The sequence below is a fragment of the Clostridia bacterium genome, assembly GCA_028698525.1.
In the GTDB taxonomy this organism is placed as follows: Bacteria; Bacillota; Clostridia; order JAQVDB01; family JAQVDB01; genus JAQVDB01.
The window spans coordinates 1,576-10,137 of record JAQVDB010000070.1 but is presented as its reverse complement, the minus strand read 5'-3'; the positions used below and the strand labels follow the sequence as shown (position 1 = coordinate 10,137).

Sequence of the window (8,562 nt, the reverse complement as noted above, 5' to 3'; positions counted from 1 at the left end):
GTAAAGGAACGAATAAAAGCTGCTGAACTGTTAGGCAGAAGGTATTCCTTATTTACAGATAAAGTGGACCTTGATGGCAATGTAGGGATACAGATAATAGATGATATAAGTAGTGATGCAGATGCAGAGGATTAGACTATCAGACTTAATAGCACCGTCTTTTTATCAAGTGCATGAGAGTTTAAAAGCAGAGCAATATACCCATTACTGGCTAAAAGGTGGTAGAGGATCCACTAAATCATCATTTGTAAGCATAGAAATTGTTTTGGGTATGATGCAAGATCCACAGGCTAACGCAGTTATCTTAAGGAAGGTTGGCAAATACTTAAAAGATAGTGTATATGAACAGCTTATATGGGTTATAGATAAACTAAAAGTATCGGAATATTGGCATGTAACTAAAAGCCCTTTGGAACTCACCTATATACCTACTGGTCAGAAAATTCTATTTAGAGGTGCAGATGAACCAAGAAAAATAAAGTCAACTAAATTTAGTATGGGATATGCAAAATATATTTGGTATGAGGAAGTTGACGAGTTCCACGGTATGGAGGAAATAAGAACTATAAATCAATCCCTAATGAGAGGAGGGGAAAGGTTTATAGTTTTTTATTCGTTTAACCCTCCACAATCAATCAGGAATTGGGTTAATAACGAATTACTGGACAATAGACCGGATAGATTAGTGCATCATAGTACATATTTAGACGTTCCACGGCATTGGCTAGGCAAACCGTTTTGTATAGAAGCGGAACACCTGAAAAAGGTTAATGAACGAGCTTATAACCATGAATACCTAGGAGAGGTTACTGGCACAGGTGGAGAAATATTCACTAATGTAATAATGAGAGAAATTACAGATGAAGAGATAGCAAGGTTTGACAGGATTAAAAGAGGTCTTGATTTTGGTTATGCAATTGATCCATTTGCCTATGGTGTTATGCATTATGACAAAACTAGAAGAAGGTTATATATATTCCATGAAATCTATAAAGTGGGGTTAAGCAACAGAAAAGCGGCTAAATTAATTAAACAGGAAAATATAAACAATGGCATTATAATAGCTGATAGTGCCGAACCTAAGTCTATAGCAGAATTAAAAGAGTATGGGTTAAGAGTTAGGGGGGCAAGGAAAGGTCCTGATAGCGTAGAATATGGGATTAAATTTTTACAGGACCTTGAAGAAATAATCATAGATGGAGAAAGATGCCCTAATGCAGCTAGGGAATTCCTTAACTATGAGCTAGAAAAAGACAAAGACGGAAACTTCAAAGCTGAATTCCCAGATAAGAATAATCACTTTATAGACTTAACTAGATATGCATTAGAAGATGATATGAGAAAAGGCGGACTATCAATACTAAAGTGAGGTGATAAATTGATAAACTTTAAAGATTTATTCAGGAACGATATAAACATAATGACTACAGAAGAGATCCTTTATAACGAAATAAAAGAATTTAACTCTAGTGATAAAAGAGCATGGATGGTCGAAGGCGACAAATATTATAAAGTTGAAAACGATATATACGATAGAAGAATTACAAGACAAACGGAGAATGGGGAAATCACCGATAGTTCCAAAGCTAATAATAAACTAGCCCATGGGTTTGTTAAAAACCTTGTTGATGAGAAGATAGGATATCTCTTAACAAAGGATTATACCTTGCAATGCGATAATGAAGAATATATCAAGAAAGTTAAAAATGTATTAGGTAAGTATTTTCAATACAGATTGACTAGGTTAGGATATGAAGCTTCTAATAAAGGAATAGCATGGCTCCAGGTATATATTGATGAAGAAGGCAACTTTGGAACAATGCTAATACCAAGTGAGCAGTGTGTACCGCTTTGGAGGGATAATACTCATACTGAACTAGATGGAATGGTCAGGTTCTATGTTCAAACTGTTTACGAAGGAAAAGAGAAAAAGAAAATTACTAGAGTAGAATATTATACAGAAAATGAAGTTTATTTCTATGTGATGGATGGAGAGCATCTAATACCTGATATAGAACAACATGAAGGTGGTCCTATACTTCACTACATGAAAGGAGAAGAAGGTAGGAGTTGGGGCAAGGTACCATTCATAGGTTTCAAAAATAATGCTACAGAATACCCGGATGTAAGGTTTATTAAATCGCTAGTAGATAGTTACGATAAGTCTAGATCCGATATAGATAATTTCATAGAAGAGACTAAAAATCTAATTTATGTATTAAAAGGCTATGGTGGAGAGAATCTAGCAGAGTTTATGAGTGATTTGAATTATTACAGAGCTATAAAAATTGATGATCCAGAGCATGGAGGGGTAGATACTCTTAATCCTACCATTGACATTCAGGCTGCAAAAGAACATTTCGAGCAACTCAAGAGGGATATCAACGAGTTTGGCCAAGGTGTACCTAAAGACTTAGACAAGTTTGGCAACAGTCCTTCTGGTATTTCATTAAAATTCTTATACAGTGGATTAGATTTAAAATGTAACCATCTAGAAGTGGAGTTCAAAAGAGCTTTTGAACAGTTACTCTATTTTGTAAATATCTATTTAGCTGAAGATGGACAAGGTAACTTTGAGAATGAAGAAGTAGAGCTTATATTCAATAGGGACATACAGATAAATGAAACAGAAGCAATAAACAACTGCATCAACTCTCAAGATGTGATAAGTCAAGAAACCATTGTCGCTAATCATCCATGGGTAAATGATGTTGAAGGAGAGCTAGAAAGATTAAAGAAAGAGAAAGAAGAAAAAGCAAAAATAGCAGCTAAAGCTTTTGGAACTGATAAGTTCACCAAAGTAGATGATGAAGATGACAACGAGGAGTAATAAGTATTGGTCCAACAGGGCAAAGGAGAGAATGAATTATTATCATAGGAATAGCGATGAAACTATAAAAAATATAGCAGATGCGTATGAGAAGGCCGTAGAAAACATAAATAAAGAAGTACAAAGAATGTTTATCAAATTTATAAGAGATGGTGAACTAACTACACAACAGGCAATAAAACTATTAAATAAAAAGGTAACTAATAAAGAATTAGACGAGATAAGAGAACTTATTAAAGATATAGATGATATTGATATTAAGCGATACCTTATGAGCAGGCTAAATGCTCCAGCTTATAAAGCACGTATGACCAGATTGGAAGCCTTAAAAGAACGAGTATATATAGAGTGTAAAAGGATAGCAGATGTTGAAACAAAAGCTAGTGAAAGGCAATATATAGATACAATCAATCAAGCTTACTATAGGAATATGTTTGATATTCAAAAAGGTCTAGAATTAGGCTTTGATTTTGCTGCAATATCTAATAAAACTATAGAGCAGATCCTTAAAAATCCTTGGAGTGGTAAACATTTTTCTAAAAGAATATGGAAGAACACAGACGTATTAGCTGAAAAGTTAACAGAAATAGTTACGAGTGGCCTTATGAGTGGTAAAAGTTATTATCAGATGGCTAATGAGCTTGAAGAATATACTGAATATGGCAAGTATGCAGCAATGAGATTAATAAGAACAGAGTCTACTTATATGGCCAATATGGCAGAAATGGAGAGTTACAGAGAGGCAGACATTGAGAAATATTTTTATGTAGCAACACTGGATTTAAGGACAAGTGAAATATGTAGGGAGCTAGACAGAAAGGTGTTTAATGTTAAAGATGCAGAGCCAGGAAGGAATCTCCCACCTATGCATCCAAATTGCAGATCAACTACAAGAGCTTATCTTGGTGCTGATACATTAAAGGGTATTCAAAGAAGAGCAAGAGATCCTGTTACCGGTAAAACATATCCAGTTCCAGCTGATATGGATTATAAAGCCTGGTATAAGAAATATGTAGTAGATAAATATGGCCAAGATCAGGCCAAATTAATGGAAAAAAAGATAAGGAATAAGGCAAGCGATAAGAAACAATATGAAAAATACAAAGAGGTTTTAGGTAAAGATTTAGGGGCGAAAACCTTTGATGAATTTCAAGATTTGAAGTATAATGATGTTAAGAAATGGGAAGATGTGAAAGGGTTATATAAGTATATAAAAAGCAATCCCGGCAGTGATAAAACCTATTACTTGGTAAATAAAGAAATAATCATACTAAAAGAAAAGGGAATAGTAAATAAGAATATTGGAACTGCCGTTAAGCCTGTTCCTGTAGATATTAACAGAATTGATTCTCATGCTCATAAGCAGATGATTGAAAGAGGAATAACGGTTGAACATGCGAAATCATATGTTAATAATGCAAAAGTTATGTTTATGCAAGCAAACAAGACAAAGCAGACATACTATGCCACTGATGGAGCTTCGGTAATTATAGTAGAAGGTGGAATATTAAAAACAGCTTTTCCTAGTAACTGGTATGATGATGGTGCTAATGCAATAATGGAGGTGCTAAGTAAACATGGAAAATGAGTATATGTGCCCGTTACTTAAAAAGATTATTGATGACGGTTACTGCTATGATATAACAAATGCAGCATACGGTATGATAAAAATGGAGGCACTCGATGATAAAATAGATAGAGAAACGGCTTTGAGATATTGTGATAACTGTAAGCATAATCAAATAAAGGATAAGTAAGAGCACTTACTGGATAAAACGGTAGGTGCTTTTATTATGCCTAAAGTGAGGTGAGGATATTGGCAACAAGTGTGCAGATAACAGCAATTATATGTGCAACTTTAATAATATTAGCATGGATGGGAAGGGATAAATAATAATCAAATATCGAAACAGGAAAGCAGGCCAAGACCAAATAAGGTCTTTTTTTATTGCTCTGGATTAGTATTCACGGAGCATAAATGTGAAGAACCTGAAACTGGCACTGACCAGTATAAAAAAGTATGAAAGGGGATTAATGATGGATTGGTTAAAAGAATTATTGAAAAAAGCAGGAGTAGAAGATGCAAAAGTTGATGAAATAGTAGGAAATATAAACAAAGAATTGCCCAAAAACTTTATCCCTAAAGATAAATATAACGAAGTATCAGAGGCTAAAAAACAGCTTGAGTCTGACATCAAAGAAAGGGACAAACAGTTAAAGGATTTGGGTGATAAAGCAAAAGGTAACGAGGAACTAGAAAAACAAATCAAGGAATTGCAGGAAACAAATAAAAAGGCAAAAAAAGAATATGAAGCAAAGATTAAAAATGTCACTTTGGACAACGCTATTAAGTTGGCCCTAAAGGACAGTAAGGCTAAATATGATGATCTGCTCATGAGTAAGTTCGACAGAGAAAAATTGAGTATTAAAGAAGATGGATCCATTGAAGGACTAGAAGAGCAAATGAAATCAATCAAAGAAAACTACAAAGACTTATTTGAACAACCGCTAAAAGGAAATCCTCCAAACAATACAGGAGGTTCTGATGATAGCAGTGGATTAGACCAGATAGCTAATACCATAAAAGAAAATTTAGGATTTTAAAAGAGGAGAGTGTTAAAAAATGACTAAACCTAATGTTTTAGAATATGCAAAAATATTTATGCAACAACTAGATAAGCAGGTAGTGGCTTTAGCAACATCTGGATGGATGGAAGCTAATGCAGGATTAGTTAAGTATAATGGAGGGAATGAGTGCAAGATACCTATTATAGATATGGATGCACTGGGGGACTATGACAGAACCAATGGGTTTGTTGATGGTGCAGTAAACTTGACATATCAAACCAAGACATTGACACAAGATAGGGGTCGAACATTCCAGCTTGATAGGATGGATGTTGATGAAACAAACTTTGTAGCAACGGCAGCTAATGTAATGGGAGAGTTTCAAAGGACTCATGTAATACCTGAAATTGATGCTTATAGGTATTCCAGCATAGCAACACAGGCCATAGAAAAAGATGCTGCAGTACATGGATATGATCCAACTGAGACGGATATATTGAAGAAGCTTAAAGAGGATGTTTATGCTATATATGATGTAGCAGGGGAAATACCACTAGTTATTACAATGAATATGCAAATAGCCGCAGTACTTGAAAATTCTACAGAGCTATCTAAACAATTAAGCGTAATAGATTTCGAGCAGGGAGAAGTAAAGACTGCAGTAAGAGGCATTGATAACAATCCTATAATCAAAGTTCCTTCCTTGAGAATGAAGACTAAGTATGTGTTTAGGGATGGTACTACAGCAGGGCAAGAAACAGGCGGATTTGAAGCAGATGCAACTGCAAAGAATATCAACTGGATCATATGTCCTAGAACTGCACCTATAGCAGTATCAAAGACTGATAAGGTAAGGATATTCGAGCCGGATCAGAACCAGAAGGCTGATGCTTGGAAGATAGACTATAGGAAATACCATGATTTATGGGTTAAGGATAATCAATTTGCTGCAATAAGAGTAAATATCAAAGAAGCATTAGCGTAATAGGTGGTGATAATACATGTTTAAACTAGAGAGGGGCAATGTAGTTAAAATAGTGGCCACAGAACACAAAAGAGATAAATTGATTAGTGAAGGATTTAAAGAAGTGAAAGAGAAAAAGAAAGAAAGCAAAAAGAAGGCTGCTAAATAGCGGTCTTCTTTTTTTAAGTAGGTGATTATGTGGAGCAGCTGGAGAAACTTAAAATTAAATTAGGTATACCCTTGGAAGACATATCTCAAGATGATTTATTAAATCTTTATTTAGAAGATGCCAAGGATACTATATTAGAAATGACACATCTTTCAGAGTTGTCTGTAAGCCTTTTAGGGGTACAAGTAGAGTTAGCTATAATCTACTACAACAAGCAAGGCATAGAGGGGCAAACAAGCCATTCAGAAGGCGGAATAAGTAGATCCTTTGAAGAAGGTATTCCTGAAAGTATCATGAAGAAAATTAGGGCATGCCGACGATTGCCGAGGTGATTATATGAGACTAAGGCAAAGAGATCTAAAACCCTATACAATAAAGAAACATGGCACCTACAAGGAACCCGATGGTACTTCCTACACAGGCTATGAGACTATAGGAAGGACTATAAAAGCCAATATTCAGCCAGCAGGTGGCAAGATGTTATCAGAGATATACGGGTTAAGATTGGCTTACATGCTAACTATGTACTGTCAGAATAATGTAGATATAAATGAAAATGATGGTGTATGTGTGTATGTAGATAAAGACCAGGATCCCGACTATAAAGTGGTAGCAATTAGGCCTTGGAATACCCACATAGTAGCTGATTTAGAGAAGGTGAAGAGATGAGTGTACAAGGATTAGATAGTTTGTTGAAGAAATTGAATAATCTAGGTGGTAACACTAATGCAGCAGTTAAAAAAGGCGTAGCAAAAGCAACTAAAAAGGTTCAGGGAGATGCTAAAGATTTAGCGCCAGTTAATTATGGAGAACTAAGGCAAAAGATTGAGGAAGAGGTGAAAGAAGAAGGTAACGAAGTAATAGGAGAAGTAGCGGCAACAGCAGGGCATTCAGCTTATATTGAGTTTGGTACCGGTCCAGTAGGTAGAGTTTCACCTAAAGATTTGCCTCCAGGAGTAGAACCTCAATATAGAGAAGGAATGTGGTGGATACATGAAAGTCAAATAGATCCGGCTACAGCAGAGCAATACCATTTCATAAGAATAGAAACAGAGGAAGGTATATTTTATGGTACCTATGGACAACCGGCTCAACCGTATCTTTACCCTGCAATGAAGCAGAACGAGGAATATATAAAAGAAACTATTGCAGCTAGTGTAAGAATGGAAATAAAGAAGGTGGGCAAATAATGTATGATATAAAACCTACTATAAATAAACTATTGGAAGAGATTGTAGGGGAGGATAAAGTATCAGATGCTTACCCTGAAGATTTCACCAACCCTCCCTATATATCATTTTATGAACAATCAAACAAAGACTATTACAAGATAGGAAATGAACCATTAACAGAGATAGTTATCCAAATAGATATTTGGCATAACAGGAGCACCGGAGCATTAGCCCAACAGGTAAATAACAAAATGAGCTCTATAGGTTTTAAAAGAGAGTTTACAAGAGATATACCTGATCCTAATATAAAACATAAGACTATGAGATATAAAGGCATAGTTGATAAAAGAAATTTATTAGTATACCAATAAGGAGGAATGAGCAATGGCAATAAGCTATAATGAGACAACAATATCATATAAAGAAGGTTCTATGACCGACTTTGAAGAAATCGATTTGTTAATGGAAGTACCTGAAATAGGTGGAGACCCCGAAAAGATAGAAGTAACTACATTAAAGGATAAGCACAAGAAGTATATCCCTGGGATTTCAGATTTAGGCGATTTAGATTTTGTATTTTTGTTTGACAACAGTACAGAAACTTCTAATTATAGAATATTAAAAGGATTACAGGATAATAAAAAAATAGCAACATATAAAGTTGAATATCCTGATGGAACCGGTCATCAGTTTGATGCTTATGTAAATGTTAAAATTGCAGGTGGCGAAGTAAATGCTGCAGCTACATTTACAGCAAGTATGTTCTTGCAAAGCGACATAGAAACAGTTAATCCAACTACAGGTGTATAAGAAATAAATAGGTAAAAATAGTTAGTGTTGCATATTCCCCCTATAAAAG

13 protein-coding genes are annotated in these 8,562 nt (G+C 35.0%); all 13 read left to right on the top strand.

The features are described from left to right. The coding region (locus tag PHP06_09420) for a terminase small subunit (GenBank protein ID MDD3840772.1) at nt 1-135 on the top strand (135 nt) is incomplete at its 5' end. Next, nucleotides 116-1,369: a PBSX family phage terminase large subunit gene (locus tag PHP06_09415; GenBank protein ID MDD3840771.1), complete on the top strand. Its 1,254-nt coding sequence runs from the start codon at nt 116-118 to the stop codon at nt 1,367-1,369. The genes PHP06_09420 and PHP06_09415, both read left to right, overlap by 20 nt. Before the next feature lie 9 nt (nt 1,370-1,378). Beyond that, nucleotides 1,379-2,830, top strand: coding sequence for a phage portal protein (locus PHP06_09410; protein MDD3840770.1), 1,452 nt, complete (start codon nt 1,379-1,381; stop codon nt 2,828-2,830). Between the two features lie 31 nt (nt 2,831-2,861). After that, on the top strand, nt 2,862-4,418 hold the full coding sequence (locus PHP06_09405; GenBank protein MDD3840769.1) for a minor capsid protein: 1,557 nt from the start codon (nt 2,862-2,864) through the stop codon (nt 4,416-4,418). Further along, nucleotides 4,408-4,587, top strand: coding sequence for a hypothetical protein (locus PHP06_09400; GenBank protein ID MDD3840768.1), 180 nt, complete (start codon nt 4,408-4,410; stop codon nt 4,585-4,587). Before PHP06_09405 ends, PHP06_09400 begins: the two co-directional genes overlap by 11 nt. 223 nt (nt 4,588-4,810) lie before the next feature. Then, a complete protein-coding gene (locus PHP06_09395; GenBank protein MDD3840767.1) occupies nt 4,811-5,434 on the top strand; it encodes a phage scaffolding protein in 624 nt (207 codons plus the stop codon). Between the two features lie 19 nt (nt 5,435-5,453). Next, a complete protein-coding gene (locus PHP06_09390; protein ID MDD3840766.1) occupies nt 5,454-6,383 on the top strand; it encodes a hypothetical protein in 930 nt (309 codons plus the stop codon). 16 nt (nt 6,384-6,399) lie between these two features. Then, nucleotides 6,400-6,531 (top strand): hypothetical protein, encoded by a 132-nt coding sequence (locus PHP06_09385; GenBank protein ID MDD3840765.1) that lies wholly within the window; start codon nt 6,400-6,402, stop codon nt 6,529-6,531. 29 nt (nt 6,532-6,560) lie between these two features. Further along, nucleotides 6,561-6,863: a phage head-tail connector protein gene (locus PHP06_09380; protein ID MDD3840764.1), complete on the top strand. Its 303-nt coding sequence runs from the start codon at nt 6,561-6,563 to the stop codon at nt 6,861-6,863. 4 nt (nt 6,864-6,867) lie between these two features. Next, complete coding sequence (locus PHP06_09375) at nt 6,868-7,200, top strand: hypothetical protein (protein MDD3840763.1); 333 nt, start codon at nt 6,868-6,870, stop codon at nt 7,198-7,200. Then, nucleotides 7,197-7,721 carry an HK97 gp10 family phage protein gene (locus PHP06_09370; GenBank protein ID MDD3840762.1) on the top strand — a complete coding sequence of 175 codons (525 nt, stop codon included), beginning with the start codon at nt 7,197-7,199 and terminating at the stop codon, nt 7,719-7,721. The genes PHP06_09375 and PHP06_09370 overlap by 4 nt, the downstream gene beginning before the upstream one ends. Beyond that, nucleotides 7,721-8,074 carry a hypothetical protein gene (locus PHP06_09365; GenBank protein ID MDD3840761.1) on the top strand — a complete coding sequence of 118 codons (354 nt, stop codon included), beginning with the start codon at nt 7,721-7,723 and terminating at the stop codon, nt 8,072-8,074. The genes PHP06_09370 and PHP06_09365 overlap by 1 nt, the downstream gene beginning before the upstream one ends. Before the next feature lie 13 nt (nt 8,075-8,087). Beyond that, nucleotides 8,088-8,513, top strand: a complete 426-nt coding sequence (locus PHP06_09360; protein ID MDD3840760.1) for a phage tail tube protein — start codon at nt 8,088-8,090, stop codon at nt 8,511-8,513. Nucleotides 8,514-8,562: the final 49 nt, after the last annotated feature.

What these genes read in the sequence shown, in the direction of transcription:
- PHP06_09415 (MDD3840771.1), top strand. Translation starts at nt 116, where the DNA reads ATGCAGATGCAGAGGATTAGACTATCAGACTTAATAGCACCGTCTTTT.
- PHP06_09405 (MDD3840769.1), top strand. Translation starts at nt 2,862, where the DNA reads ATGAATTATTATCATAGGAATAGCGATGAAACTATAAAAAATATAGCA.
- PHP06_09400 (MDD3840768.1), top strand. Translation starts at nt 4,408, where the DNA reads ATGGAAAATGAGTATATGTGCCCGTTACTTAAAAAGATTATTGATGAC.
- PHP06_09390 (MDD3840766.1), top strand. Translation starts at nt 5,454, where the DNA reads ATGACTAAACCTAATGTTTTAGAATATGCAAAAATATTTATGCAACAA.
- PHP06_09385 (MDD3840765.1), top strand. Translation starts at nt 6,400, where the DNA reads ATGTTTAAACTAGAGAGGGGCAATGTAGTTAAAATAGTGGCCACAGAA.
- PHP06_09375 (MDD3840763.1), top strand. Translation starts at nt 6,868, where the DNA reads ATGAGACTAAGGCAAAGAGATCTAAAACCCTATACAATAAAGAAACAT.
- PHP06_09370 (MDD3840762.1), top strand. Translation starts at nt 7,197, where the DNA reads ATGAGTGTACAAGGATTAGATAGTTTGTTGAAGAAATTGAATAATCTA.
- PHP06_09365 (MDD3840761.1), top strand. Translation starts at nt 7,721, where the DNA reads ATGTATGATATAAAACCTACTATAAATAAACTATTGGAAGAGATTGTA.
- PHP06_09360 (MDD3840760.1), top strand. Translation starts at nt 8,088, where the DNA reads ATGGCAATAAGCTATAATGAGACAACAATATCATATAAAGAAGGTTCT.